The sequence below is a fragment of the Citrobacter sp. KTE151 genome (assembly GCF_000398845.1).
GTDB classification, from domain to species: Bacteria; Pseudomonadota; Gammaproteobacteria; order Enterobacterales; family Enterobacteriaceae; genus Citrobacter; species Citrobacter braakii.
Genome location: NZ_KB976064.1, coordinates 925,856 through 950,221 on the forward strand (window position 1 = coordinate 925,856; position 24,366 = coordinate 950,221).

The window sequence follows — 24,366 nt, forward strand, 5'->3', positions numbered from 1 at the left end:
GGCCGGATAGCCCCGATATGCGAAGCGCTATCGGGGCTATTCTGGATACTTATTTCTCCTGCGGCGTTAGCTGCTCCATTGCCTGCTTAATGCTTCGTTCTATTACCGCCCGACGGGTATCGTTGGCAGGTAATAGTTTCAGCATCATCTCCCACGCTGCAACCGCCTCGCCGAAGCGCTGCTGTTCAAAGGCGTTGAAAGCGTACATGCTGAGAACCCGCACATTGGCATGTTCGCCACGCACCAGTTGGCGTAACAGCTCCCCTCCCCGACGGTTATCATCAGGATCGGAAGAACGGGTCAGCGCTTCCGCATAGCCCAGCGCCGCATCGCTGTTTTTAGGATCCAGTCGATAGGCATTGGCATAGGCTTCAGTGGCCGTACTGGCGTTACCGAGAACCATGCCAATGCGTCCAAGCATGATCCAGCCTTCAACATTTGCGGGATCGGCTTGTAAACGTGTGCGCAGCCCCAGCGCCAGACGCGCCATATCTTCTTCATTGAGCGGCTCCGCTTTCGGATCCAACGCCCGCTCCAGCAGCGCCGGAGCCTGAGCGGTGGCCTGCTGCCAGACCTGAACCTGCTTATAGCTGCCGGTTTGGTAATAGCTTACTGCGCCAACCACCAGCGCCACCACGATACCAGGCACAAACAACCCGAATCCACCGCGCTTGCCATTCGGAATAACATCGTCAGGAAACGCTTCCTGTTTCACCCGAACGCGTCGGCGAGTACGGGCGAAAATAATCCAGCCCCCCAGACCAATCGCTACCACCGGCATCACCCACAGCAGCACGGTAAGCGGCGTTAACGGCGGATCGTACGTGACGAAGTTCCCGTAGCGCGCCACCATGTAATCGACAATTTCTTTCTGGCTTTTTCCTTCCTGCATCAGTTCGTACACTTTCTGACGCAGGTCGGTGGCAATCATCGAGTTAGAATCGGCAATGCTGTTGTTCTGGCATTTAGGACAACGCAGTTGTTCAGTAAGCTGGCGGAACTGCTGCTCCTGCGCTTCGTCCTTAAACTGCATCACGTCGATAGTCGCAAGCGCGGATCCCGAGATAACCAGCATTAGCAGGCCCAGTAAAAATCTCATTGCGCAGCCTCCTTACTGTACTTGTCCCATAACGGTTTGATCTCGCTCTCCCACACCCGGGCGTTCAGATCGCCGGCATGGCGATAGCGAATAATGCCTTTGCCGTCGATCAGGAACGTCTCCGGAGCACCGTACACGCCAAGATCCAGACCGAGCATACCGTCGCCGTCAAACAGACTTAATGAGTAAGGATTACCCAGCTCTTTCAGCCAGACAATGGCTTTCTGACGATCATCTTTATAGTTCAGACCCACTACCCGCACGCCTTGCGCAGACAGCTGATTCAGATACTGATGCTCGGCGCGACAGGTCGGGCACCAGGTCGCCCAGACGTTCAGCAATACCGGTTTGCCCTGCGTCAGCACATCGGCCTGATAGTGCTGACCCGGATTTTCCAGTGACTCCAGGCGGAATGTCGGAACAGGTTTGCCGATCAGCGCCGATTCCAGATTAGTGGGATCGTCCCCCTGAGCGTTACGCGCGAGCTGCCACAGCAGCGCCGCCGCAATGATGAGAAAAATAATAAACGGAATTAACAGTGCGTTGCGCTTCATACAGCCTCCGACGCATTTTTTTGCACCGCGGCGCGAGGACGCGTCCGCTGGCGATAGCGTGGATCAAACAGGCAGAACAACCCGCCCAGCGCCATCAGCAATCCTCCGGCCCAAATCCAGCGAATAAACGGTTTGTAGTACAGGCGTACAGCCCATGCGCCATTATCCAGTTCTTCACCCAGCGCAGCGTACAGATCGCGCGTGAATCCGCCGTCAATTGCCGCTTCGGTCATCATCGAACTGGTGCTGTTATAGAAGCGTTTTTCCGCATGCAGCGTGGCTTCCGGCTTACCGTCTCGGGTAACGCCAATAATGGCAACGCCGCCCCGGTAGTTTGGCCCGGTAATATCTTTCACTTCGCGGAAAGTGAACTGATAGTTATGGATACTAACACTATCACCCGCTTTCATGCGCACATCGCGTTCAACGCTGTAGTTCTGGCTAAAGGCAATACCAACAATGGTAATCGCCAGCCCGACGTGACCCGATACCATGCCCCAGTAGCTTGGCGTCAGCTTTGTCCCACGGGAAATGCGCAGGAACGCTTCGGACATCGCCAGTACGAATATCCAACACGCCATCGCCAGCCCCACCACTGTCATGGCGGCAATGCGATCCTCTAGCAGCCACGGCAGCAGCAGCGACAGAACAAGGGTGGTGACAAACGCGATAAGCAATAACGTTTTCAGTTTACGCGGTCGGTCACGGCCCCAGCGCACTAATGGCCCAATCCCCAACAACAGTGCGAACGGCGCCATCAGCCAGGTGAACATGGTGTTGAAAAACGGCTCGCCAATCGAAATGCTGCCCAGCCCCAGCTGTTTGTGCACCAGCGGCAGCAGCGTGCCCAGTAGCACCACCAGCATGGCGGCAATCAGCAGGACGTTATTCCCCAGCAGCAGTGATTCACGCGACCACAGCGCGTTGTTCACCCGTGAGCGAACCTTGTGACCGCGCACCGCAAACAGCAGCAGGGAGCCGCCAATTACCAGCACCATAAAGGCCAGAATAAACATCCCGCGCGACGGATCGGAGGCGAAAGCATGCACCGACACCAGTACGCCGGAGCGCACCAGGAAAGTACCTAACAGACAAAGTGAGAATGCGCAGATTGACAGCAACAGCGTCCAGGCTTTAAAGCTGGCGCGCTGTTCGGTTACCGACAACGAGTGCATCAGCGCCGTTCCCACCAGCCATGGCATAAACGAGGCGTTTTCAACCGGATCCCAGAACCACCAGCCGCCCCAGCCCAGCTCGTAATAGGCCCAGGCCGAACCGAGCACAATGCCCAGCGTCAGAAACACCCACGCGGCCAGCGTCCACGGACGCGAAAAACGGGCGAATGTGCTGTCCAGTCGTCCACTCATCAGCGCAGCAATCGCAAACGCAAAAGCGACCGAGAAGCCGACATACCCCATGTACAGCAGCGGCGGATGGAAAATCAGCCCCGGATCCTGCAACAGCGGGTTCAGGTCACGTCCTTCAATCGGGAAGTTCGGCAACGTGCGGGCAAACGGGTTGGAGGTAAACAGAATAAATAGCAGGAAACCGACGCTGACCATTCCCATGACCGCCAGCACGCGGGCGACGATATCCAGCGGCATGCGCTGGCTGAACGCCGCAACGGCGAACGTCCAGCCGCTCATCAGCAGCACCCACAGCAGCAACGAGCCTTCATGCGCCCCCCACGTCGCCGCCACCCGGTACCAGACCGGAAGCTGGGTGTTGGAGTTGCTGGCGACGTAGGTCACGGTAAAGTCATTAACCACGAAGGCGTTGACCAGAATCAGGAACGCCCCCATCACACAGATAAACAGTACCCAGGCAAAGGGACGCGCGGAAGCCATCATCCGCACGTCGCCGCGCGCTACGCCCCACAGCGGATAGACCGACAGCAGTAATGCAACGCCAAGCGCAAGGCACAACAGCGCATTGCCAATTTCAGGCATCATGACGTTTTATCCTTATAAACACTTTCCGGGCGACGGTGGTTTTCCTGCATCGCTTTTTCGACTTCCGGCGGGGTGTAATTTTCATCATGTTTAGCAAGCACTTCTTTGGCCTGCACATGATTTCCCCCGTCCAGTTCGCCCTGAACGACGACGCCCTGCCCTTCGCGGAACAGATCCGGCAGAATGCCTTCATAGGTGACATCCACCACACCTTCGGCGTCATAGATGCTGAAATTCACCTTCAGCGACTGCGGATCGCGCTTTACGCTGCCAGGCATAACCATACCGCCCACGCGCAGGCGCTGGCCGACTTCAGGCATTTGCTGCGTTTCGCGCTTACCGTAGAGTATCTCTCCCGGCGTATAGAACAGATCGATATTGGAACGCAGCGCGTAGAGCACCAGCGAAATGGTCAAAGCCAGACCTGCCAGGACCGCGCAGGCTATCCATAACCGATTTTTACGTCGAATATTCACGCCGCCTCCCGTTGCACTTGCGCCGCACGCATGCGCGCTTCTCTCGCCCGCTGCTGCGCGACACCGCGTAAGATTGCACGATGCTGTAACGCAGAATGCAGCACCAGCGCCACCAGCGGGACAATGCTCATCGCCACAGCCAGCCAGACATACAAGGCGTAACCGCCCATCGCGAAAAAATCACTCCATGATGCAAATGCAGGGGTCATTGGCGGCCTCTTTTTAAGATCAGTTCGCTCACCCACGGGCGGCGTTTTTCCATCATCAAAATCAGGTTACGCATGCGCATCAGCGCCAGCGTGACAAACAGTAACAGGTAGCCGACGATCGCCAGACGCAGCGGCGCACGCATTGCCGGATCGATACTCTGCTGCATACGGGTCGACCCCTGATGCAGCGTATTCCACCACTCGACCGAGTAGTGAATAATCGGTAAGTTGACCACGCCAATCAGCACCAGAATGCCGGCAGCGCGACCAGCCAGACGGCGGTCGTCAAAGGCATGCCACAGCGCAATGGCGCCAACGTAGAGAAACAGCAGCACCAGTTCAGAGGTGAGTCGGGCATCCCAGACCCACCAGGTGCCCCACATCGGTTTGCCCCATGCAGAGCCCGTCACCAGCGCAATAAAGGTAAACACGGCACCAATGGGCGCCATCGCGGCCAGCGCCAGATTGGCCATTTTCATCTGCCAGACCAGGCCAATAAACGCGGCAACGGCCATCGATGCATAAATACCCATCGACCAGATTGCCGCCGGAACGTGCAGATAAATAATGCGATAGCTCTGCCCCTGCTGATAATCCGCAGGCGCGAAGCCAAAGCCCCAGATCAACCCGGTTATCAGTACCACCGCGCTGGCAATCGCCAGCCACGGGATAAACCAGCCGCAGATCTGATAGAGCCGAGGAGGCATCGCCAATTGATGAAGTGTTTTCCACATAGTTCAGTCACCAGACTCCGTAAATTAATATCCATTGTGCCGGAGCGCCTTGCCCGGCCTGCATATCTCAACTGCGCTACTGCACGCTGATCCGTAACGCCGCAGCTGTGGCAAATGGGCTTAGCGTGGCGCTGCCGACCAGCAACGCGCCCAGAATCGCCATGTACCCTTCAACAGGTAAATGCATGGAAGCCGCATCCATCACCGCGGTCGCAAAAATCAGTAAGGGTATGGTGAGCGGGAGTACCAGCACGCTTAACAGCACGCCGCCGCGCTTTAAGCCCACCGTCAACCCCACGCCCGGCGCGCCGAGGAAGCCCAGCGTCGGCGTCCCGAGTAACAAGGTCAGCGCCATAATTTTCCAGCCGTACATATCCATGCCTAGCAGCAAAGCCACCAGCGGCGAGAGGATCAGCAACGGCAGGCCGGTCACGACCCAGTGCGCCATCACTTTCGCCAGCACCACTGCCGGCAGCGGCAACGGCAGCAGCATCAGTTGCTCAAGGCTGCCGTCCTGCAGATCATCACGAAACAGGCGCTCCAGCGCCAGCAACGACGCCAGCAGCGCCGCAACCCAGATGATGCCCGGCGCAATACGCGCCAGCAGTTGCGGCTCCGGCCCAATGCTCAGCGGGAACAGCGTAATAACAATCAGGAAGAACCATAAAGGATTGGCGATTTCCGCACTATGACGAAACGCAACTCGTAGTTCTAAACGGAAGATTCGCCACATCATTGCGTTGCCCTCTCGCTGGTCAGCGCAATACGTCGCACTTTATCGGTCTCGACATTGAGCGGTTGGTGGGTGGTGAGAATAACAATACCGCCCTGCTCCGTATGCTGCGCCATACGCTGAGTCAGTCGCTCAACGCCGTTCACATCAATGGCGGTAAAGGGTTCGTCGAGGATCCACAGCCGGGCGCGGGTCAGCCACAAACGGGCCAGCGCCACGCGCCGCTGTTGTCCGGCGGAGAGTTGATTCACCGGGATATCTTCATATCCGGCAAGCCCCGCCTGCGCCAGCGCAGCCAGACACTGTGCGACGTCGCCGTCATGGTGAAAGAAACGCAGGTTTTCCAACGCCGAAAGCCGGGTTTTTATCCCCGGCTGATGTCCGATCCACAGCAGTTGTTGATGGTAGCTGTCCCGCACGTGATGCAGCGGTTGCTCTTGCCAGCAAACCTCCCCTGCGTCGGGACGCGCCAGCCCGGTAAGTAACCGCAGCAAAGTGGTTTTCCCTGCGCCGTTGCTGCCGGTAATTTGTACCCATTCCCCTGCGTTGACGCGAAATGACAAATCGCTGAACAGTATTCTGTCATCCCGCTCGCAAAGTAATTCTCTGGCTTCAAGCATACCTGGTTATCTACATCCTGTTAAAATCCCGGTTTGACTTCGCGCATATCAGGCAGTTTGTGCGCTATCCCTTTATGACAGTCAATACAGGTTTGCCCGTCTTTCACGGCCTGGTCGTGCATTTTGGCCGCAACGCCTTTCTGGGCGGTTAAATCCATAAACTCGAAGTTGTGACAGTTTCGACACTCTTGCGAATTGTTATCTTTCATACGCCGCCACTCATTTTGCGCCATCGTTAAACGATGGTCTTCAAATTTCTGCGGTGTATCTATCAGCCCCAGTGCTTTCGCGTACAGCTCTTTACTGGCCTTGATCTTACGAATCATTTTCGGACCCCACTCATGTGGGACGTGGCAATCAGGGCAAGTCGCTCGCACACCACTACGGTTGTTGTAGTGTACGGTTTCCATGTATTCCTGGTACACCGTATTGCGCATTTCGTGACAGCTAATGCAGAACTCTTCTGTATTGGCCTTTTCCATACCGGTATTAAAGCCGCCCCAGAAAATAATGCCGCCCACAAAGCCGATTAACAACAGCGTGCCGAGCGCCAGACGGCTGGGGCGACGCCACCATTGCCAGACGCGCTTAATCCAGCCTGGTTTACGGTTAGAATTTTCCATAATGACCTCTTATTTCCCGTAACCTTTCGAGGGGGTGAAGGTATTTTCAACAATCGGCGCGGCGTCAGCCTGCGGCACGTGACATTGCAGGCAGAAATAACGACGCGGCGCGACTTCAGCCAATACCTTACCGTCGCTGTCCATAAAGTGCGTCGGACTGATGCGCGGCGCACCGGTGGTGCGATAGCTTTCCACACCGTGACATTGCAGGCAGCGGTTAGTGTTAGTCGTCACCTGATACCCTTCAACGCTGTGCGGAACCATCGGCGGCTGATTCACATAGTTCAGCGGCATACGCACTTGCTCTTTCGGCATGCGAATCGCCCCTTCTTGTGTCCCTGAGACTTCCGGTGACTGACTCAGATCCACTCCGTTTGCAGCCCAAACGGCCCCACTGACTACCAGGGCCAGCGCAGCCGTCCATTGACTCAGCGCTTTAATCAGGTCATGGCTTTTCATGATTTCGCTCCCGAACTCCATCGTGTTGTTATTGTAAAAACATCCTCAGAACAGACATCCACACAGCGACCGCAGGCCATGCAATCGCGGCTGGTTACCTGCACCGGACTTTGCTCATCCAGCACCGGCGCACGTAGCACATGCGGTTCCGGGCAAACATGAAAACAATCCATACAGCGGTTACATCTGTTACGTTCTTTTGCCGAAACGGTTAATGCACCTTTACTCCCCACCACGCTATACAGCGCACCCAGTGGGCAAAGATGCCCGCACCAGCCATGCTCAACGACCAGTAGATCAAATAAAAACAGCGCGAGGATCAGCAGCGCCCCGCTGCCAAATCCCATGACCAGGCTCCGTCCGAGCAGAGAGACTGGATTTATCCACTCCCACAGCAGCGTACCGGTCACGGCGGAACCGACCAGGATAACCACCAGCAGGACGTACCGTATATGGCGCGGCAGGGTTGCAGACTGATTCAGGTCAAACCTTCTGCGCAACCAGCTGGCTAAATCGGTGACAGGGTTCATGGGACAAACCCAACTGCAAAACAGTCGCTTACCCGCCAGGGCATACAGCACCGTGATGATGACCGCCCCCGTTAACGCAACCGTCGCCGGCAGGTGTCCGCTGGCCAGGCTTTGCAGGGTAATCAGCGGATCGGTGAACGGGATGGAGTCCAGCAACAGGCTGCTACTGTAATTGCCATGCAGGATCCAGACGCCAAGCCACGGGCCGCTAAGGAACATCGCCAGTATCAGAAACTGGCTCAGACGACGCAGCACCAGCCAGCGATGACTCTTCCACCATCCTTTTTTTGCCTGCGCTTCACGCCCGGCGTCACGTTTACGATTTGCCATTGTTCCCCTCCAGCCAACCGAAGCGGTAATGGTGTCCTAACTCCCCTTTCGCCAGCGACAGGGGCAGCACTTTTATTGCTGGCTGCTCCAGGACGCAGACTTTTTCGCATTTCCCGCAGCCGGTACAGGCATCGCTGTGTACGGTCGGAATAAACCGCGCATGCTTGCCGGTACGCATGTTGCGGTCCAGCTCCAGGGTGATAGCCTCATCGATTTTCGGGCATTCGCGATAGCAAACGTCGCAGCGTAATCCCTGATAGTTGAGGCAGTTTTCGTGATCCAGCAGTACCGCCAGCCCCATGCGTGAATCGTCAATAGATTCAATGTCCCTGTCCAACGCGCCGCTGGGGCAAACTTTGGCGCATGGAATGTCTTCACACATTTCGCAGGGAATATCACGCGCGACAAAATACGGCGTACCGGCAGCCAGCCCTGAGGCCAGCGTCGCCAGCTTCAGCGTGTCATACGGGCAGGCCTGAACGCACTGACCACAGCGCACGCAGGCACTGGCGAATGCCTCCTCGCTCAGTGCGCCTGGCGGGCGTAGCCGCACGCCGGTTGCACGTGCGGTTTGCTGTTGCAACCCCAGCGCCACGCCAACGACGGCCAGTCCGCCCGCTGCGCGAACCATATCGCGCAGAAAGCGGCGGCGGCCATTTTGGGGTTTTGCTGACCGGGACATAACGCGTTACACCTTCGCCAGTTTCACAGCGCACTTCTTGAAATCCGTCTCTTTGGAGAGTGGATCCGTCGCATCCAGCGTCAGGTTGTTCACCAGCTGTGCGGCGTCGAAGAACGGCATGTAGACCAGCCCCTGCGGTGGACGGTTACGCCCGCGCGTTTCAACTATCGAGATAACTTCACCACGACGGGAAACCACTTTGACTTTGTCGCCACGGCGCAGATCGCGTGCTTTTGCATCCAGCGGATGGATAAACAGCACAGCTTCCGGGAAAGCACGGTGCAGCTCAGGTACGCGACGCGTCATGCTGCCGGTATGCCAGTGCTCCAGCACACGTCCGGTAGACAGCCACAGGTCGTACTCTTTATCCGGCGCTTCTGCGGCAGGTTCAAATGGCAGCGCGAAGATGACCGCTTTGCCGTCCGGCTTACCGTAGAACTTGTAGCTTTCGCCCGCTTTCACGTAAGGGTCGTTGCCTTCGCTGTAGCGCCACTGGGTCTCTTTGCCCTCAACGACCGGCCAGCGTAAACCGCGCGCTTTGTGGTAATCGTCAAATGGCGCAAGGTCATGCCCGTGACCGCGGCCAAACCAGGCGTACTCTTCGAACAGCCCTTTTTGCAGATAGAAACCCAGCTCGCGGGATTCATCGTTCAGCTGATCTTCAGCCAGTTCAGCCACCGGGAATTTCGTCACTGCAGGCGTGGCAAACAGTACGTCATACAGCGTTTTGCCGCGCAGTTCCGGTTTCTGCGCCAACAGCGCTTCCGGCCACACTTCTTCTGTTTTGAAGCGACGAGAGAACTGCACCAGTTGCCACAGATCCGATTTCGATTCACCCGGCGCTTTAATCTGCTGACGCCAGAACTGTGTACGGCGTTCCGCGTTACCGTAAGCACCTTCTTTCTCTACCCACATCGCGGTCGGCAGGATCAGGTCGGCCGACAGAGCGCTGACCGTCGGGTACGGATCGGAGACGATGATGAAGTTGCGCGGATCGCGCCAGCCCGGCATACGCTCTTCGTTGATGTTCGGACCGGCCTGCATGTTGTTGGTACACATCGCCCAGTAGACATTGAGCTTGCCATCTTTCAGCGCACGGTCTTGCGCCACGGCATGCAGACCGATTTTTGCCGGAATGGTCCCCGCCGGAATATTCCAGTGCTTCTCACAGATATCGCGGTGTTTTTCGTTCGTAACCACCATGTCCGCAGGCAGACGGTGGGAGAACGTACCGACTTCACGCGCGGTACCGCAGGCGGAAGGCTGACCGGTCAAAGAGAACGGACCGCAGCCTGGCTGGGAGATTTTACCGGTCAACAGGTGCAGGTTATAGACCAGGTTGTTGGCCCACACGCCGCGGGTATGCTGGTTGAAGCCCATCGTCCAGTAGGAGATGACTTTTTTCTTCGGATCGGCATACAGCTGCGCCAGCTGTTCCAGCTGATCTTTCGGTACGCCGGTCATTTCGGCAGTTTTATCCAGCGTGTACTCGGCAACAAAGGCTTTGTAGTCCTCAAAGCTCATCGGCTCAGAGGCATCGGATCCCGGGTTTTTCGCCGCTTTTTCCAGCGGATGGGTTGGACGCAGGCCGTAGCCGATGTCCGTCACGCCTTTACGCAGATTAACGTGCTTGCTAAAGAAATCCTGGTTGATCGCATTGTTTTGAATGATGTAGTTAGCGATGTAGTTGAGGATCACCAGATCGGTTTGCGGCGTGAAGACCATGCCGTTATCCGCCAGCTCAAAGCTGCGGTGCTGGAAGGTGGAGAGCACCGCGACATTAACATTGGGATCGGACAGACGACGGTTGGTGATGCGCGACCACAGGATCGGGTGCATCTCCGCCATATTCGCGCCCCACAGGACGAAAGCATCTGCATGCTCGATATCGTCATAGCAGCCCATCGGTTCATCCATACCAAAGGTACGCATAAAGCCGACTACCGCTGACGCCATGCAGTGACGCGCGTTCGGGTCGATGTTATTCGAACGAAAACCCGCTTTAAACAATTTGGCAGCGGCATAACCTTCCCAAATCGTCCACTGACCCGAGCCGAACATACCGATAGACTCCGGGCCTTTCTCTTTCAGGGACGTTTTGAATTTCTCTTCCATCACGTCAAAGGCCTGGTCCCAGCTAATCGGGGTGAACTCGCCTTCTTTGTGATACTTACCGTCCTTCATGCGCAGCATCGGCTGCGTTAAACGGTCTTTTCCGTACATGATTTTCGGCAGGAAGTAACCTTTGATGCAGTTAAGCCCACGGTTAACCGGCGCATCCGGATCGCCCTGGCATGCCACAACACGCCCTTGCTGCGTCCCGACCAATACGCCACAGCCCGTCCCGCAAAAACGGCACGGGGCTTTGTCCCATTTGATGGCTTCTTGCTGACCGACTACCGCACGGGCTACGCCCGGCACGCTTAACCCGGCAGCCGCCGCAGCGGCCGCAACGGCGTTAGCTTTCATAAAGCTACGACGACTGAGTTTCATGGTGTTTCCTCACCTTGCTCATCCTGCTGGTGATAAACCAGCGACACCGCCAGCACGCCCGCAACGTTGCGCACTGACTCAATAGTTTTCATTAACGTCTCGCTGTGCTCAGCTTCCACCACCACGATCAGTTGACCGCTTTCCACATCGCTGAGTGCAACTTCGCAACCTGGGAACGAACGCAACTGCGTGGCGATATCATTGATATGCTGACTTTTGGCCTGAACGACCAGGCTGCAGACCTGCCAGTTATTGTCCATGGTTGTACTCCGCGTTAATGGCTGATACCGGGCAGATAGCGACACATGCGCCACATCCGTTACAGTCCTGATTGTCGAGCTGCGGCTGATAAATGCCGGACAGCGTGGGACGAAAGGTTATGGCCATGGGTTCACAGCTATCCTGACAGCGATGACATTCAACGGACTGATGTGCGAGACAGTTTTCCCCAATCGTAAAATTCAGATCCCATGCCCTGGTGTGGCGCGGAAGAAAAAGGGTTTCAGAACAGGCCTCTGCGCAGGCATAGCAAAAGCTACACTCGCCGTGTTTGAAATTTACGCTCGGGTAACCGCCCTGGCCTCGCTGCAGGATGTCGGTTTCACACGCCTGGATGCAGGCGTCACAACGAAGGCAATGGGCCAGAAAGTGAGAGTCTTCCTTGCTCCAGGGCGGACGGATCCCTGAGTTGGCGTTTCGCCAACTGCCTGTCAACATGCCTCGACGGGATAAATCAACCATGACATTGTCCTTCCATAATGACGCCCTCCGCTGGTGGGTTGAACGCCATAAAAAACTGCACTATTTATGAGTAGTTATTTTTAGTCGTAAGATATTTCAGGATGTGTTAGAGGTGCATACCCCAATCGGGGTAAATGCTGTTGCCGGATCAAAGGAGTGTTGAGTTGGCGGGAAAAAATGCGCTTTTGCTCACATTTCAATGAGTTATATAACACTGTATATAACGAACCACTCAAAAAGAGAATGATTTTATAATTAAGATTATTCTTAGAATATATCGCTAGTCTGAAGGCAGACCTCTACCAAATACACTTAAAATATAAGTAAATCCAGATTAATCGATTATGTAAATATGTTAACCTGCCCCAGACTCGTTCATAAGACAGAAGAAAGGAAACACTGTGAACAATAAGATGAAAACAATTGTCCCTGCCGTACTTTTCGCCGCCTTTGCCAGCGCCTCTGCATGGGCTGCCAGTAACGATGCCGGCGCTCAGTCGCTGGAAAAAGTCGCCCCTTATCCTAAGGCGGAAAAGGGTATGAAGCGCCAGGTTATCCAGCTTACTCCTGAGAAAGATGAATCTACTCTGAAAGTAGAACTGCTGATCGGACAAACGCTGGAAGTTGACTGCAACCAACACCGCCTGGGCGGAGAACTGGACAGCAAAACGCTGGAAGGTTGGGGATATGACTACTATGTCTTCGACAAAGTGACGTCTCCGGTTTCAACCATGATGGCCTGCCCGGACGGTAAGAAAGAGAAGAAATTTATTACCGCGTATCTGGGTGATGACGGCATGCTGCGCTACAACAGCAAGTTACCGATTGTGGTCTATACGCCGGAGAACGTGGAAGTGAAATACCGTATCTGGAAAGCGGAAGAGAAGATTCAGGACGCAGTCGCGCGATAAGTAAGAATGTGCCGGAGGGCGGCGTACCGCCTTATCCGGCATTTTATTTACAGTGCAATATCCGCTACAGCTTTCTGCTCAGGCTGCGGTTGTGCCTGAGGTTTCAGCTGAGGTTTCGGCGCTTCATCAGCAGCCTGCGGCTTGTCATATTTCAGCCCCAGAACGTCACTGGTGTATTGCAGCTCTTGTTCCGTAGCTTCAACGTTACCGTTCAGCTTGGTACCATAAGACGGAATAATGGTTTTCAGTTTCGCCTGCCATTCAGGGCTGGCCACTTTATCTTTAAACACTTTTTCCATCAGATGCAGCATTATCGGCGCCGCGGTTGATGCCCCCGGAGAAGCGCCCAGCAGCGCGGCAATGGTGCCCTCTTTATCGCTGACGACTTCGGTACCCAGACGCAGCACACCGCCCTTCTCCGCATCACTTTTAATGATCTGCACACGCTGGCCCGCCTGCCATAAACGCCAGTCTTCTTTTTTCGCCTGCGGATAGTACTCTTGCAGCGCGGCAAAACGGTCGTCATCGCTGAGCATCACCTGGCTTACCAGATATTTCACCAGATCGAAGTTATCCAGACCCACGTTGACCATCGGCATAAAGTTCGAGGTGGTGGTCGAGCTGAGCAGATCCCACAATGAACCGTTTTTCAGGAACTTGGTGGAGAATGTCGCGAATGGCCCAAACAGCACGACGCGCTTGCCATCAAGGATACGGGTATCGATGTGCGGCACGGACATCGGCGGCGCGCCAACGGAGGCCTGGCCGTACACTTTCGCCAGGTGGCGATTCACCACGTCCGGATTATCCGCAACCAGGAACTGCCCGCCAACCGGGAATCCGGCATAACCTTTCGCTTCCGGAATGTCGGTTTCCTGCAACAGCTTCAGCGCAGCGCCACCGGCACCGATAAAGACAAACTTCGCCTTGATATCGTGTTCCGCTTCGTTATTTTTCAGATCGGCGACCGTGACGGTCCAGCTATTGTCGGCATTGCGTTTAAAGCCACGCACTTCGGTACTCAGCTGCAGCGCAAAGTTGGGCTTTTTCTGCAACGAGGCAATCAGCTGGCGCGTGATTTCGCCGTAGTTTACGTCAGTACCAATCTCGGTACGCGTTGCCGCGACTTTCTGCTTCGGATCGCGGCCTTCCATGACCAGCGGCGCCCACTCTTTAATCTGCGCGTGATCTTCGGAATAACGCATGCCACGGAATAACGTGCTCTGCTGCAGTGCGGTGTAACGGGCACGCAGGAAGTTCACGTTCTCGTCACCCCAGACAAAACTCATGTGCGGAACGGTGGTGATAAATGAGCGTGGTTCATGCATTACGCCATTATTGACCTGATAGGCCCAAAACTGGCGGGAGATCTGGAAGGCTTCGTTGATTTCGACTGCCTTTTCAATGCTGATGCTACCGTCGGCCTTTTTAGGCGTGTAGTTCAGCTCCATCAGTGCGGAGTGGCCTGTTCCGGCGTTATTCCAGCCGTTTGAGCTTTCCTGCGCTACACCATCCAGTCGCTCAACCATGGTCATTGACCATTGCGGTTCCAGCTCCTGTAAATAGGTTCCCAGCGTGGCGCTCATGATGCCGCCGCCAATCAACAGTACATCCGTTTCCTGCTCTTCCGCCGCTTTCGCTTTTGCCGCCATCGAGACAACATTCAGCCCAACGGCCATGGTGAAGAGCATGGCAGTCACTTTTTTCATAATGTTAATGCCTTACTTTTAGTATCGCTTTTTTGCTTTTAATGCAGGTGAAAATCGAGCGGTATCAACGGTAACACTTAAGTAAAAATATTTAAATATTGTTTATAAATTATATTTAATTTTTAAAAATGTTATTAATACGTTGATAGTTTATACGGTTATTGACAATCATTTCTGGAAACCAATCCGTCAGACAGGTACTATGCTGCGCTTTGCTATTCACCGCACGGATGCCTGTCGGTCTGCTGTATCGGGCCATTTTTGACCTAAGAGTAATGATGTCTGCCACTCAACCCTCCTCTGTCGCAGTAGCGGAGCACGCGACGCGCGCAGTGCTGCGTCAACCCCGTTTACTGGTTCGCGAAACGCTGGCCGGTGTGGTAACCGCCCTGGCGCTGATCCCGGAAGTGATCTCTTTTTCCGTTATCGCCGGCGTCGATCCTAAAGTCAGCCTGATAGCCTCAGTCGTACTGTGCCTGGCAATGTCATTTTTAGGTGGCCGTCCGGCAATGGTTACCGCAGCGGCAGGATCGGTCGCGCTGGTGATTGGCCCGATGGTGCATCAACACGGCGTCCAGTACATCCTGCCTGCGGTGGTACTGGCCGGGATTATTCAGATCCTGTTTGGCGTATTGGGGATGGCGCGTCTGATGCGATTCATTCCCACAGCCGTCATGACCGGTTTTGTGAACGCGCTGGGGATTTTGATTTTCTTTGCCCAGGTCCCGCATTTCTGGGGTAAAAGCCCGCTAATCTGGGGGCTGTTTGTCCTGACCCTGCTGATTGTGCTGTGGGTTCCGCGGTTTATTAAAGCGATCCCCGCGCCGCTTATCGCCATCGTGCTGCTGACGGTGTTCACTGTCACCAGCGGACAACTATTACCGACCGTCGGTGACGAAGGTTCAATGCGCGGCGGCCTGCCGGGATTCACGCAGTTATTGGTACCGCTCAACCTGCAAACGCTGGCGATTATCTGGCCCTGCGTGCTGAGCATCGCTTTTGTCGGATTAATGGAGTCACTGTTAACCGCTCGTCTGGTGGATGACCTGACGGCTACGCCGTCGAATAAGAATCGCGAGAGCGCCGGGCTGGGGATAGCCAATATTCTGGCCGGTTTTTATGGCGGCATCGCCGGGTGTGCGATGATTGGTCAAACCATCGTTAACGTCGAGATGGGCAAAGGACGCAGCCGCGTCTCGACGGTCGCCGCCGGGCTGGTGCTGTTGTTGCTGGTCACCGCGTTAAGCGAAGTAATGGCGAAAATCCCCATGTCAGTGCTGGCGGGAATTATGGTGATTGTGGCGGTGAAAACCTTCAGTTGGCACAGCATCCAGCCCGCTACGCTGCGGCAACTCCCCGTTACCGAAACGCTGGTGATGCTGATGACCGTCGCGGCGACGGTGTCAACCGGCAACCTGGCGCTTGGCGTGGTTGCCGGGGTGATGACGATGCTCATTTTGCCGCGTATCGTCAGAGGCAAACGTGCGGCTACATCAGAAACAGCGTTGCCAGACCGAGAAAAATAAAGAAACCACCGGTATCGGTGATTGCCGTAATCATGACGCTCGAGCCGACCGCCGGGTCGCGCCCGAGCTTCACCATCGTCATCGGAATAATAACGCCCATCAACGCCGCCATCAGCAAATTGAGCATCATCGCCAGGGTCATTACGCCGCCGAGCGCCATGTCATCGTACAGCCACCAGGTAATGCCGCCCATAATTCCGCCCCACACGAGGCCATTAATCAACGCCACGCCCATTTCGCGCAGGATCAAAAACGTCAGGTTTCCCGGCTGAATATTTTGTAGCGCCAGCGCGCGAACAATCATGGTGATGGTTTGATTCCCGGTGTTGCCGCCGATCCCCGCCACAATCGGCATCAGCGAGGCCAGCGCGACCAGTTGCGAAATTGTATGTTCAAAGCCGTCGATCACTCGCGAAGCAATAAAGGCGGTACAAAGGTTAACGGCCAACCACGCCCAGCGGGTTTTTACAGCTTTCGTGACGGGGGCAAACACATCCTCTCCAGCGCTTAAGCCGCCCATTCGACGCAGATCGGTATCGGTTTCTTCATAGACCACATCGACGATCTCATCGATGGTTAAACGGCCCATCAGTTTACCTGAAGAGTCAACGACCGCGGCACTGACCAGGTCGTCACGTTCAAAGGTTCGCGCGGCGTGTTCGGCGATATCTTCCGGAGAAAAGGTGAGCGGATCATCTTCCATCACCTCGCTGACTTTTCGCTGCACGTCATTGAGCAGAATACAGGTGAGCGTCAGTTCCCCGACCAGCACTTTATTGCGGTCGGTCACGAAGAGTTTATCGGTGTTCTCCGGCATTTTTCCCAGCCGCCGCAGGTAGCGTTGCACCACTTCCAGCGTCACGTCCGGACGCACGGTGATAACTTCGAACTCCATAATCGCACCGACGCGATTCTTCTCGTAGTGCAGCACCTGGCGGACGCGCGCCCGCTCCTCGGCCGGTAACGTCGCCAGCAGTCGACCCGTGAGGTTACGAGGGAGGTGCTGAACCAGATAAATCTGTTCGTCGATATCAAGGTATTGCAACGCATCCAGCAGCTCACGGTCGCTCATCTCATCGATCAGGTCGTCCCAGACGTTTTCTGACGCCTCAAGCAGGACGTTACCGCGCTTTTCACTTTCGACCAGCCGCCACAGGGCGTGGCGCTCTTCAGAAGGTAATGCTTCGAGGGTATCCGCCAGATCGGGCGGCGGCAGGTGGGCGACCAGCGCCCCTACCTCAGCAATATCGTCGGCTAACGTGCCGACGTCATATTGCTCAGCCAGGGTAAGCTTGCCCAATAGCGTTGAAACAACGGCTTTATCAGTGGTCAGCAGCCAGATAAGACGCGCACGCTCTTCATCACGCAGTCTGGCGCTGTTTTTGTTTGTTACAGGCATTAATCATAAATCCATGATATGAAATATCATTAATCATGATGCCGATTTATGTAAATAACAATAAACAGTGCCGCCGGGTGGATAAAAAACCAGCGGCATGTGGGATCACGCAGTGCGGGCCACCGCGTCACGCGAGGCGGCATCACGCTCATCGCCCAGCAGTTCACTCAACTGTCCGTTACGCATTTCCAGCAGACGATCGGCGTGAATAAAATAGTGATCGTCATGGCTAATGGCGAAGATAGTTTTACCCATTTCTTGCATCAGCGGTAACAGGACCTGATAGAACTCACGACGGAAATGGGGATCCTGATCGGCAGCCCATTCATCCAGCAGTATGATGTCGCGCTCCTCCGCCAGAGCCAGCAGCAGCGCCACGCGTTTCTTCTGCCCTTTCGACAGCTTCAGATTGAGGATGCGACCATCGTTCATCTCCAGCTTGTGACCCATCTTCAGATGTTCCAGCCACTTCGCTACCAACTGTGGATTGGCTTCTTTACCTTCCGGCCCCAGCAGTTTGTCGAACAGCCAGACGTCGGTAAACACGGCGGAGAACAGCTTGCGATAATCTTCCGGCTTTTCAACAGCCACGGCCTTACCATCAAGCAAAATTTCACCTGACTGCGGCTGGTATAGCCCGGTCAGTAACATCGCCAGCGTAGATTTCCCGCTGCCGTTGCCGCCAATCAGGAAGATCAGTTCACCGCGATGAATCGTCAGATTGACCGGCCCTACGGAAAAGGCATTATCCTGATAGTGGAAAACCACGTTACGCAGTTCCAGCGTTTGCCAGTTTGGAAAAGGGGTTGGGCGCGGGAATTCGGCCTTAAAAGATGCCAGTGCGAATTTATTCAGCTTGTTGAATGCCACCTGCGCAGTGAGCAGGGTTGGTAGCGCGCCAACGGCAGAGAGCAGCGGCGTACGCAGGAATAACAGCGTCAGTGAGTAAGTCGCCGCCACGGCGGTATCCGCCCAGCCCAGACTATTCGCCATCCAGAACACCAGGCCAATGGCGCCCAGCATCATAATGTTTGACCAGTTGACCGCGCTCAGGTGGAAGGTATCGGCGCGAATAATATGGTGACGGTACTCTTTGGCATCCGGGACGTACATCTGATTAAAGATATGCTCGGCGCGCTCGCGGTTGAGCGTCAGCTCTTTGCGCCCTTCCAGCACTGTCTGATAATCGTTGTACAACTTGTCTTCTGTTTCGCGCAGGGTAGCCATGTGCTTATACACCCGCGCCACCAGCACAAATCCCCCCCAGATGGTGATTGCCATCCAGATAGCCGTCACCAGCAGCATTTTGGTCGACAGCATCGCCAGATACGCCGCCGAACCGATGGTCAGGATAATCCCCTGCACCAGCTCAGGCAGACGAACAAAGGCGATGGTGATGTTGCGAATATCGCTGGTTAAACCGGCCAGCAACGAGGCGCTGCCAAGCTGTTCAATACGCTCGACGTGGGTATCCAGAATACGTTTGATAAATTCGCTACGCAGGCGGTAGACAAAGTGGTGGCCGAGCGTGGTCAACGCCAGCTGAGAGCCGAGAGTGACAACCATCAATAGCAGCAACAGGCCAAGAAACTCCGGCAGCACCATCAACGTGGTGTCGACCGTTTCAATCAGACGCTGGTTGATAAACGCAATCAGCCCAATCCCCAACGCAGCGCTGGCGAGGCTGAGCGCCATGACGCTGATAAATGGCCAGCGATACTGCCGCCAGACAAGAAGTAAAAGTTCCATGTGAACAACCCGGACAAGTAATAACAGCCCGCAGTTTAAACATCTCTTCGCTGACAGCAATAATAATTCTTATTTTTATTCTTTTTTACCCGCCTGACGAAACGTCAGATTGTAGCGACAGTCTCCGGTCAACGGATGATACCCCGTCTTAAGCGGCTGGATCCCATGATAAAACAGCCGCGAAGTACCGCCCCACACCACCACATCGCCATGTTCCAGCAGCAAACGCTTTAAGGGGTCATTACGGCGCAAGCCGCCAAATTGAAAGATGGCCGGCAACCCTAGCGACACCGAGACAATCGGCGCCCGCAGGTCGGGCTCGTCTTTATCCTGATGTAAGGACAGCTTTGCCCCAGGCGTGTAGCGGTTAATCAGACAGGCATCGGGTTGAAAATCAGCATAGCCCGCCGCCGTCGCTGCCTGTTGGCACAGGTCAGCGAATGCATCCGGCAGCGGCGGCCAGTGCGCGCCGGTTAGCGGATCAAAAGGAGAATAAAGGTAACCATGTTGATCCGTTGTCCAACCCAGACGACCGCAGTTGGTCATTGCCACAGACATCGTGTAGCCGCCGGGCGTCACCATCTGGCGAAACGGCGACTGTCTGGCGATAGCCGCTATCGCCTGCAGCAGAGACGGTGCGCAGTCAAAAGCGAAGCGTCGCAGAATAACCGCGCCTGACGCCAGCGGCTCCTGCCAGGGTTTCGCATCCGCAAAGAGATCGAGCATTATGTTTCCTCGCCAGTCGTTTCACGTTGCAGTAACTGTGCTTTGCGCGCAATGCCCCACCGGTAGCCCGAAAGCGCGCCATCGCCGCGGATCACCCGGTGACACGGGATGACGATTGCCAGTTTATTCGCCCCACAGGCGCTGGCCACTGCACGCACCGCCTTCGGTTTGCCGATGGCGCTGGCCAGTTGCTGGTAGCTCATCGTTTCGCCGCACGGAATTGCGCGCAACGCCTGCCACACCTGCTGCTGAAATGCGGTTCCGCGGATATCCAGCGGCAGCGATAACGGCGCGTCACGCGCATTGATTGCGGCGATCACTTCGCGCACGCGCTGCTGAAAATCGGCATCTGCTGGCACATCCTGAGCGGCGGGAAACAGCTCATGCAGATCCGCAACCAACGTAGCGTCATCATCACCTAGTAAGATCGCGCAGATACCACGTTCGCTTTCCGCCACCAGACAGCGACCCAGAGAGCAATCTGCCAGGGTATAGCGTACAGAAACGTTGTCGCCACCTTTACGAAATTGCTTTGCGGTCATGCCTAACGTCTGATCCGCTTTTCGGTAGTAGCTGCTGCTGTCGGGAAATCCGGCGTTGAGAATTGCCTGCGTTACCGGAACGCCTTTCGCCAGGGCATCGCGCAGACGGCGGGCGCGCCAGGACTGCTGCCACGCTTTGGGGGTCATGCCCGTTGTGGCTTTGAACAGGCGATGTAAGTGATACGGGCTCATCGCCACCTGCTGCGCCAGCTCGTCCAGCGTGAGGGGAGATTCCTGCTCCAGCAACTGGCAGGCGTGGGCTATTTTCTCCAGCCGATGCTGGTGGGCGCTGTCTTTATCCGGCTGGCAACGTTTACAGGGACGAAAACCGGCGGCCAGCGCCTGCCGGGCATCGGCAAAGAAACTGACATTTTTGCGCAGCGCATGTTTCGCCCGACAGGACGGACGGCAGAAAATGCCGGTAGTCTGGACGGCGAAAACAAACTGACCGTCAGCGTCAGCGTCACGATCCACAACGGACTGCCAGCGGTCATCATCAGTTATGTGTAAACGATTTTTCATTATGGACTCCTTTGTTAAGCATAGCGCTTAGCCTCAGTGTGTCCCCATAGCCGGATACAAAAACCCGCAATCTTGCTTATTAATTTTTTTCGCTGAGCAGGAAGCTTTTAAACTGCGGCGACATCCAGGTTTTAAACCCCTCGCCCTCTTTTATAATCATATAGACCGCGAGTCCTTCACGACGCACCACCTCTTTGGCCTTTTCCGGGCCGAGAACCATCAAACCGGTATCCCAACCGTCAGCCTCCAGCGCCGTTGGTGCGATTACCGTTACAGATACCAGGTTGTGTTCAATCGGACGACCGGTTTGCGGATCGATAACATGGGAAAGGCGCTTACCATCCAGCTCATAATAGTTACGGTAGCTGCCGGAGGTGCTAATGCCATGCCCGTTAATGTCGACAATCGCCTGCACCGCGTTTTCGCGATCGGTCGGTTTCTGAATCGCGACTCGCCACGAAAGCCCGTCTGCATTCATACCGCGGCTGTTCAATGCTCCACCAACGGATACCAGATAACGGGCGATCCCTTCCTGCTCCATTAATCGTGCCAGATGATCGGCGGCATAACCTTCGCCAACGGTCGAGAGATCCACGTACAGCTCGGGCAAATCTTTTTGCAGGTAGTTCCGATGCGCCTCATTAACAACCTTCAGATGTGAAAGCCCGGTTTGCGCTTTTGCGGCGTCAATTTGCGCCTGCGTAGGAATATGCACCGGTTGCTGATCCGGGCCAAAGCCCCACAGATTGACCAACGGACCCACGGTAATATCCATGGCCCCACCGGTTTTTGCGCCAATGCGTAGCGCCGAAGTCACGATATCGGCCATAGCATCATTAACCGGCCATGGCGACAGGCTTTTCGACAGGTTAAAGCGCATTAACGCAGAATCATTTTTATAGGTAGAGAGAAGCTGATCGTCGGCATCCAGCTGAGCCTGGATCTTCGCCTGCAGTTCCCCGGCGCGTTTGGCATCTACGCCCACCGCACTGACCCGCCAGAAAGTGCCCATGGTTTTACCTTCCAGAACGGTGGCAGGTTGTGTGGTTTGGGCAGGTTTCGGGGCTTCATCGCACCCGACAAAAAAGATCGTCACAGCCAGTAGTGCTGCGCGATAGAAATTAACTTCCATACGTAATTATCCTCATGCGAACGGGCGCAAGAGTACACCAAAAATCGTTGTTTGTACGACGAAAAAACGGCATTAAAAAAGGCCCCGCAGGGCCTTTTAACGACATGAGCGCAGATTAGAACTGGTAAACCAGACCCAGCGCTACGATATCATCGGTAGAGATACGAGCATCACGGGTGAACTGGTTGTCATCCAGCAGGTTGATTTTGTAATCAACATAGGTAGACATGTTTTTGTTGAAGTAGTAGGTCGCGCCAACATCAACATATTTCAGGATATCCTGGTCGCCGTAACCATTGTTCAGGTCTTTACCTTTGGACTGCAGGTAAGCCACGGACGGACGCAGACCGAAGTCGAACTGGTACTGCGCAACAGCTTCAAAGTTCTGTGCTTTGTTAGCCCAGCCCAGGTTGCCCGCACGCGTTGCGTTGTAGGTCTGGGTGTACTGTGCTGCCAGGTAAACGTTATTCGCGTCGTATTTCAGACCGCCAGTGTAGGTTTCAGCACGGTCACCGGTACCGAAGTTCAGACGGTTCTGCTCGTCAGTACGTTTGGAGCTGGTGACTGCAGTACCCAGCGCGAAGCCTTCACCGATATCATAAGTGATAGATCCGCCAACGCCGTCGCCATTCTGACTCAGCGCATCACGACCGTTGCCGGTCACACCAGTCATACCTTCGCCTTCCGGGCTACCGTTTTTACCCTGGTACTGCAGGGCAAAGTTCAGGCCATCAACCAGACCGAAGAAGTCGGTGTTACGATAGGTCGCGAAGCCGTTACCACGCTGCTGCATGAAGTTGTCAGAACCGTAGGTGTCGCCGCCGAATTCCGGCAGAACGTCGGTCCAGGACGTTACGTCGTAAACTACGCCATAGTTACGACCGTAGTCGAAAGATCCTACGTCAGCGAATTTCAGACCAGCAAACGCCACACGGGTCCAGGAGTTGTTTTCGTTTTCAGAGGAGTTACCCTGAATCTGGTATTCCCACTGGCCGTAACCGGTCAGTTGGTCGTTAACCTGGGTTTCGCCTTTGAAGCCGATACGCATATAGGTCTGATCGCCATCTTTAGTGGAGTCATCAGAGAAATAGTGCAGACCGTCGACTTTACCGTACAAGTCTAATTTGTTGCCGTCTTTGTTATAAATTTCAGCCGCATTTGCTGCGCCTGCTACCAGCAGTGCTGGTACCAGGAGGGACAGTACTTTAACTTTCATGTTATTAACCCTCTGTTATATGCCTTTATTGCTTTTTTATGCCACTGCATACTGATTAAGGTCATTAACCAGTCGGCAACTTCATTCTCCGCAAAAACACAGAATAATCCAACACGAATATGATACTAAAACTTTTAAGGTGTTTCATTTATCGGCATAGATGTTTCAAAATATTAATATGAGGGAACTTTTTTAAAATCAAAAAACAGGCAAAATAAGCACAAATAATCAAGAACCATTTTAATTAAATTTAAAATCAATAGGTTACATTGAAAATAGTTATAGCACTGAATGACAAAACAAAATCTTCACTCGCAACTAAAATAGACCCGCTATCATCATTAACTTTATTTATTACCGTCATTCATTCATGAATGTCTGTTTACCCCTATTTCAACCGAATGCTTCGCGTTCGGTTTTTTTTACCCTTCTTTACACAAAACTTACCGTTCTGTGCTACCGATGCAAAACTATAACAACTATTAACTATCTCATTGCGTCGTATTCAGATATAAATCTGATTAATAATTTCTTGTTATTTAATGCTAAATGTATACATTCCGTACAAATATTTGTACCCGCCTTTATCCACTGTACACCTTTGCATTGTGATGGCTGCAACAGAATGGAGCGTAAAAAATGCGGGCCATCCGGCGTGGTGTAAGTGTGGCAATTCATATATTACCCTTTATACTGCCC

The 24,366-nt window shown here is 54.6% G+C and carries 24 protein-coding genes; 2 read left to right on the forward strand and 22 right to left on the reverse strand.

What is annotated here, in order from left to right:
- Positions 1-49 precede the first annotated feature (49 nt).
- The 15 genes from WC7_RS10285 to napF all read right to left on the reverse strand — a co-directional run bounded on the left by WC7_RS10285 (position 50) and on the right by napF (position 12,235).
- Positions 50-1,099, reverse strand: a complete 1,050-nt coding sequence (locus WC7_RS10285) for a cytochrome c-type biogenesis protein CcmH (RefSeq protein WP_016153765.1) — start codon at positions 1,097-1,099, stop codon at positions 50-52.
- Positions 1,096-1,653 (reverse strand): thiol:disulfide interchange protein DsbE, encoded by a 558-nt coding sequence (dsbE, locus tag WC7_RS10280; protein ID WP_003834613.1) that lies wholly within the window; start codon positions 1,651-1,653, stop codon positions 1,096-1,098. Before dsbE ends, WC7_RS10285 begins: the two co-directional genes overlap by 4 nt.
- Complete coding sequence (locus tag WC7_RS10275; RefSeq protein WP_016153766.1) at positions 1,650-3,605, reverse strand: heme lyase CcmF/NrfE family subunit; 1,956 nt, start codon at positions 3,603-3,605, stop codon at positions 1,650-1,652. Before WC7_RS10275 ends, dsbE begins: the two co-directional genes overlap by 4 nt.
- Entirely contained in the window at positions 3,602-4,081 is a 480-nt protein-coding gene (ccmE, locus tag WC7_RS10270; protein WP_016153767.1) for a cytochrome c maturation protein CcmE, read from the reverse strand. The genes WC7_RS10275 and ccmE overlap by 4 nt, the downstream gene beginning before the upstream one ends.
- Positions 4,078-4,290 (reverse strand): heme exporter protein CcmD, encoded by a 213-nt coding sequence (gene ccmD, locus WC7_RS10265; RefSeq protein ID WP_016153768.1) that lies wholly within the window; start codon positions 4,288-4,290, stop codon positions 4,078-4,080. The genes ccmE and ccmD overlap by 4 nt, the downstream gene beginning before the upstream one ends.
- A complete protein-coding gene (locus WC7_RS10260) occupies positions 4,287-5,024 on the reverse strand; it encodes a heme ABC transporter permease (RefSeq protein WP_016153769.1) in 738 nt (245 codons plus the stop codon). The genes ccmD and WC7_RS10260 overlap by 4 nt, the downstream gene beginning before the upstream one ends.
- A 76-nt stretch (positions 5,025-5,100) precedes the next feature.
- Positions 5,101-5,760 carry a heme exporter protein CcmB gene (ccmB, locus tag WC7_RS10255; protein WP_016153770.1) on the reverse strand — a complete coding sequence of 220 codons (660 nt, stop codon included), beginning with the start codon at positions 5,758-5,760 and terminating at the stop codon, positions 5,101-5,103.
- The gene (ccmA, locus tag WC7_RS10250) at positions 5,757-6,377 is read right to left on the reverse strand and encodes a cytochrome c biogenesis heme-transporting ATPase CcmA (protein ID WP_016153771.1); all 621 of its coding nucleotides are present in this window, start codon (positions 6,375-6,377) and stop codon (positions 5,757-5,759) included. Before ccmA ends, ccmB begins: the two co-directional genes overlap by 4 nt.
- Before the next feature lie 20 nt (positions 6,378-6,397).
- Positions 6,398-7,000, reverse strand: a complete 603-nt coding sequence (gene napC, locus WC7_RS10245; protein WP_003027548.1) for a cytochrome c-type protein NapC — start codon at positions 6,998-7,000, stop codon at positions 6,398-6,400.
- 9 nt (positions 7,001-7,009) lie between these two features.
- A complete protein-coding gene (napB, locus tag WC7_RS10240; RefSeq protein ID WP_016153772.1) occupies positions 7,010-7,459 on the reverse strand; it encodes a nitrate reductase cytochrome c-type subunit in 450 nt (149 codons plus the stop codon).
- Entirely contained in the window at positions 7,456-8,319 is an 864-nt protein-coding gene (gene napH / locus WC7_RS10235) for a quinol dehydrogenase ferredoxin subunit NapH (protein WP_016153773.1), read from the reverse strand. The genes napB and napH overlap by 4 nt, the downstream gene beginning before the upstream one ends.
- A complete protein-coding gene (gene napG / locus WC7_RS10230) occupies positions 8,306-9,001 on the reverse strand; it encodes a ferredoxin-type protein NapG (RefSeq protein ID WP_016153774.1) in 696 nt (231 codons plus the stop codon). Before napG ends, napH begins: the two co-directional genes overlap by 14 nt.
- 6 nt (positions 9,002-9,007) lie before the next feature.
- The gene (gene napA / locus WC7_RS10225; protein ID WP_016153775.1) at positions 9,008-11,494 is read right to left on the reverse strand and encodes a nitrate reductase catalytic subunit NapA; all 2,487 of its coding nucleotides are present in this window, start codon (positions 11,492-11,494) and stop codon (positions 9,008-9,010) included.
- Entirely contained in the window at positions 11,491-11,754 is a 264-nt protein-coding gene (napD, locus tag WC7_RS10220; RefSeq protein WP_016153776.1) for a chaperone NapD, read from the reverse strand. The genes napA and napD overlap by 4 nt, the downstream gene beginning before the upstream one ends.
- Positions 11,744-12,235: a ferredoxin-type protein NapF gene (napF, locus tag WC7_RS25710; protein WP_016153777.1), complete on the reverse strand. Its 492-nt coding sequence runs from the start codon at positions 12,233-12,235 to the stop codon at positions 11,744-11,746. Before napF ends, napD begins: the two co-directional genes overlap by 11 nt.
- Positions 12,236-12,648: 413 nt before the next feature.
- Between napF and eco the strand changes: the two genes are divergently transcribed.
- The gene (eco, locus tag WC7_RS10215; RefSeq protein WP_032947135.1) at positions 12,649-13,146 is read left to right on the forward strand and encodes a serine protease inhibitor ecotin; all 498 of its coding nucleotides are present in this window, start codon (positions 12,649-12,651) and stop codon (positions 13,144-13,146) included.
- Positions 13,147-13,193: 47 nt separating this feature from the next.
- Here eco and mqo read toward each other — a convergent pair whose 3' ends face one another.
- The gene (mqo, locus tag WC7_RS10210; protein ID WP_016153779.1) at positions 13,194-14,855 is read right to left on the reverse strand and encodes a malate dehydrogenase (quinone); all 1,662 of its coding nucleotides are present in this window, start codon (positions 14,853-14,855) and stop codon (positions 13,194-13,196) included.
- Positions 14,856-15,133: 278 nt separating this feature from the next.
- Between mqo and WC7_RS10205 the strand changes: the two genes are divergently transcribed.
- On the forward strand, positions 15,134-16,381 hold the full coding sequence (locus WC7_RS10205) for a SulP family inorganic anion transporter (RefSeq protein WP_016153781.1): 1,248 nt from the start codon (positions 15,134-15,136) through the stop codon (positions 16,379-16,381).
- On the opposite strand, the gene mgtE is transcribed toward WC7_RS10205, so the two are convergent.
- From mgtE to WC7_RS10175, 6 genes are all read right to left on the reverse strand, one after another.
- Positions 16,344-17,780: a magnesium transporter gene (mgtE, locus tag WC7_RS10200; protein ID WP_016153782.1), complete on the reverse strand. Its 1,437-nt coding sequence runs from the start codon at positions 17,778-17,780 to the stop codon at positions 16,344-16,346. The genes WC7_RS10205 and mgtE overlap by 38 nt on opposite strands.
- 105 nt (positions 17,781-17,885) lie before the next feature.
- Positions 17,886-19,529, reverse strand: coding sequence for a multidrug ABC transporter permease/ATP-binding protein (locus WC7_RS10195; RefSeq protein ID WP_016153783.1), 1,644 nt, complete (start codon positions 19,527-19,529; stop codon positions 17,886-17,888).
- A gap of 75 nt (positions 19,530-19,604) precedes the next feature.
- Positions 19,605-20,255 carry a DNA oxidative demethylase AlkB gene (alkB, locus tag WC7_RS10190; RefSeq protein WP_016153784.1) on the reverse strand — a complete coding sequence of 217 codons (651 nt, stop codon included), beginning with the start codon at positions 20,253-20,255 and terminating at the stop codon, positions 19,605-19,607.
- Positions 20,255-21,319, reverse strand: a complete 1,065-nt coding sequence (ada, locus tag WC7_RS10185; protein ID WP_016153785.1) for a bifunctional DNA-binding transcriptional regulator/O6-methylguanine-DNA methyltransferase Ada — start codon at positions 21,317-21,319, stop codon at positions 20,255-20,257. Before ada ends, alkB begins: the two co-directional genes overlap by 1 nt.
- A 79-nt stretch (positions 21,320-21,398) precedes the next feature.
- Entirely contained in the window at positions 21,399-22,451 is a 1,053-nt protein-coding gene (gene apbE, locus WC7_RS10180) for an FAD:protein FMN transferase ApbE (RefSeq protein ID WP_016153786.1), read from the reverse strand.
- A 115-nt stretch (positions 22,452-22,566) separates the two neighbouring features.
- Positions 22,567-23,667, reverse strand: a complete 1,101-nt coding sequence (locus WC7_RS10175; RefSeq protein WP_016153787.1) for a porin OmpC — start codon at positions 23,665-23,667, stop codon at positions 22,567-22,569.
- Between the last annotated feature and the right edge of the window lie 699 nt (positions 23,668-24,366).

Bases quoted from the DNA above. Each gene is read 5' to 3' on its own strand.
- WC7_RS10285 (WP_016153765.1), bottom strand. From the start codon at position 1,099: ATGAGATTTTTACTGGGCCTGCTAATGCTGGTTATCTCGGGATCCGCG.
- dsbE (WP_003834613.1), bottom strand. From the start codon at position 1,653: ATGAAGCGCAACGCACTGTTAATTCCGTTTATTATTTTTCTCATCATT.
- WC7_RS10275 (WP_016153766.1), bottom strand. From the start codon at position 3,605: ATGATGCCTGAAATTGGCAATGCGCTGTTGTGCCTTGCGCTTGGCGTT.
- ccmD (WP_016153768.1), bottom strand. From the start codon at position 4,290: ATGACCCCTGCATTTGCATCATGGAGTGATTTTTTCGCGATGGGCGGT.
- WC7_RS10260 (WP_016153769.1), bottom strand. From the start codon at position 5,024: ATGTGGAAAACACTTCATCAATTGGCGATGCCTCCTCGGCTCTATCAG.
- ccmB (WP_016153770.1), bottom strand. From the start codon at position 5,760: ATGATGTGGCGAATCTTCCGTTTAGAACTACGAGTTGCGTTTCGTCAT.
- ccmA (WP_016153771.1), bottom strand. From the start codon at position 6,377: ATGCTTGAAGCCAGAGAATTACTTTGCGAGCGGGATGACAGAATACTG.
- napC (WP_003027548.1), bottom strand. From the start codon at position 7,000: ATGGAAAATTCTAACCGTAAACCAGGCTGGATTAAGCGCGTCTGGCAA.
- napB (WP_016153772.1), bottom strand. From the start codon at position 7,459: ATGAAAAGCCATGACCTGATTAAAGCGCTGAGTCAATGGACGGCTGCG.
- napH (WP_016153773.1), bottom strand. From the start codon at position 8,319: ATGGCAAATCGTAAACGTGACGCCGGGCGTGAAGCGCAGGCAAAAAAA.
- napG (WP_016153774.1), bottom strand. From the start codon at position 9,001: ATGTCCCGGTCAGCAAAACCCCAAAATGGCCGCCGCCGCTTTCTGCGC.
- napA (WP_016153775.1), bottom strand. From the start codon at position 11,494: ATGAAACTCAGTCGTCGTAGCTTTATGAAAGCTAACGCCGTTGCGGCC.
- napD (WP_016153776.1), bottom strand. From the start codon at position 11,754: ATGGACAATAACTGGCAGGTCTGCAGCCTGGTCGTTCAGGCCAAAAGT.
- napF (WP_016153777.1), bottom strand. From the start codon at position 12,235: ATGGTTGATTTATCCCGTCGAGGCATGTTGACAGGCAGTTGGCGAAAC.
- eco (WP_032947135.1), top strand. From the start codon at position 12,649: ATGAAAACAATTGTCCCTGCCGTACTTTTCGCCGCCTTTGCCAGCGCC.
- mqo (WP_016153779.1), bottom strand. From the start codon at position 14,855: ATGAAAAAAGTGACTGCCATGCTCTTCACCATGGCCGTTGGGCTGAAT.
- WC7_RS10205 (WP_016153781.1), top strand. From the start codon at position 15,134: ATGTCTGCCACTCAACCCTCCTCTGTCGCAGTAGCGGAGCACGCGACG.
- mgtE (WP_016153782.1), bottom strand. From the start codon at position 17,780: ATGCCTGTAACAAACAAAAACAGCGCCAGACTGCGTGATGAAGAGCGT.
- WC7_RS10195 (WP_016153783.1), bottom strand. From the start codon at position 19,529: ATGGAACTTTTACTTCTTGTCTGGCGGCAGTATCGCTGGCCATTTATC.
- alkB (WP_016153784.1), bottom strand. From the start codon at position 20,255: ATGCTCGATCTCTTTGCGGATGCGAAACCCTGGCAGGAGCCGCTGGCG.
- ada (WP_016153785.1), bottom strand. From the start codon at position 21,319: ATGAAAAATCGTTTACACATAACTGATGATGACCGCTGGCAGTCCGTT.
- apbE (WP_016153786.1), bottom strand. From the start codon at position 22,451: ATGGAAGTTAATTTCTATCGCGCAGCACTACTGGCTGTGACGATCTTT.
- WC7_RS10175 (WP_016153787.1), bottom strand. From the start codon at position 23,667: ATGAAAGTTAAAGTACTGTCCCTCCTGGTACCAGCACTGCTGGTAGCA.